Source organism: Rudaea sp., from assembly GCF_036383415.1.
Lineage (GTDB): Bacteria > Pseudomonadota > Gammaproteobacteria > Xanthomonadales > Rhodanobacteraceae > Rudaea.
Window position 1 is genome coordinate 1 of record NZ_DASVOK010000318.1, and the last position, 1,851, is coordinate 1,851.

Genomic DNA, 1,851 nt, shown 5'->3' on the forward strand with positions numbered 1-1,851 from the left:
CGCAGGCGGGCGTGATCGCGCGCGAGAAGGAAATCCACGCGCTCAAGGACGAACTAGCCAAATCCGAGGAACGCATCGCCACGCTCAACGCGCGCTTCGACGAAATCAAGTCGCAGCGCGCCGACGCCGAGCGAACGCGCGACGACGCTCAGCGCGAACTCTATGTCGCCCATCGCCGCGTCGCCGAGCTCGCCGGTGCCCTGCAGAGCCATCGCGGCAAGCTCGAAACCGCGCAGGCGCGCATCACGCGCGTCGACGGCGAAATCGCCGAGCTCGAAACCAAGCTCGCCAGCGACGACACGGCGACGCGCGAAGCGCGCGCACGTCTCGAGGAAGCCGTCTCGCGCATGGGCGACCAGGAACAGCACCGCCAGCACCTCGACAGCGAGCGCCGGCGCATGCTCGAAGCGCGCGAGGAAGCGCGCATGAACGCGCGCGAAGCGTCCGAGCAAACGCATCGGCTCGCGCTCGACATCGAATCCAAGCGTACGAATGTTTCTGCGCTCGAGCAGGCGCTGCTGCGCATGAGCGGTCAGCTTGCCCAGCTCGAATCGCGCAAGGCCGAGATCGCACAGCAACTCGAATCGGGGCAGACGCCGCTTGCCGACCTCGAATCCGAACGCCAGATCTATCTCGACCAGCGTCTGCTCATCGACAAGCAACTCGTCGAGGCGCGGCGCGCGCTGGAAACGCGCGACCACGAATTCCGCGGCCACGAACAGGAGCGCCACCGCATCGAACACCTGCTGCAGCAGGCGCGCGAGGCGCTGTCGGAAAAGCGGCTCGCCGAACACGGCCTCAAGATGCGCGCGCAGCAGTTGCAGGACGCGATCGTCGCCGCCGGCCACGAATTCGCCGCGCTGATCGATTCGCTGCCGCAGGGCGCCGACCACGAGGAATGGCAGCGCGACATCACCGAACTCGACGGCAAGATCAGGCGCCTCGAACCGGTCAACCTCGCCGCGATTTCCGAGTACGAGGAACAGTCGCAGCGCAAGACCTATCTCGACTCGCAGCTCACCGACCTCAACACCGCGCTGGAAACGCTGGAGACGGCGATCCGCAAGATCGACACGGAAACGCGCCAGCGCTTCAAGGAAACCTTCGACCGGGTCAACGCCGGCCTGCAGGAACTGTTCCCGCGCCTGTTCGGCGGCGGCCAGGCCTATCTGGAATTGACCGGCGACAACGTGCTCGACGCCGGCGTGGCGATCATGGCGCGACCGCCTGGCAAGCGCGTGACCAGCATTTCGCTGCTCTCGGGCGGCGAGAAGGCGATGAGCGCGGTCGCGCTCGTGTTCTCGATCTTCCGCTTGAACCCGGCGCCGTTCTGCCTGCTCGACGAGGTCGACGCACCGCTCGACGAGGCCAACGTCGGCCGCTTCTCGAACCTCGTGAAAGAGATGAGCGAGAACGTGCAGTTCCTCTTCGTTACCCATAACAAGGGCACGATGGAAGTCGCCGAGCAGCTCTGCGGCGTGACCATGCGCGAGCCGGGCGTGTCGCGACTGGTTCAAGTAGACTTGGCCGAGGCGGCGAAGCTGGCGGGTGCCGCCTGATTCGGCAGTGACATTCGACCGGAGTATCAGGACGATGGATCCCACCCAACTACGCATCTTCCTAGTCATCGCGGGCATTGCCGTGCTCGCGCTGATCTACTTCTTCGGCCGCCCGCGCAAGCCGGGGCAGGGCCGGCGCAAGCCCGGGCAGAGCTTGGACGGCGAGCGCGTCGAACCGTCACTCGGCGAGATGCCCGATCCCGGTGCCGTGCCCGCACAGGGCGAACTCGAAGTCGGCATCCAGAGCGAGCTCGACAAGCTCGGTGCCACGATCTCGGGCGGGCGCGTCGGC

The 1,851-nt window shown here is 66.4% G+C and carries 2 pseudogenes; both read left to right on the forward strand.

What is annotated here, in order from left to right:
• Positions 1-1,559: pseudogene (locus VF497_RS11925) on the forward strand (chromosome segregation protein SMC); the annotation flags it as partial.
• A 34-nt stretch (positions 1,560-1,593) separates the two neighbouring features.
• A pseudogene (locus VF497_RS11930) lies at positions 1,594-1,851 on the forward strand (hypothetical protein); the annotation flags it as partial.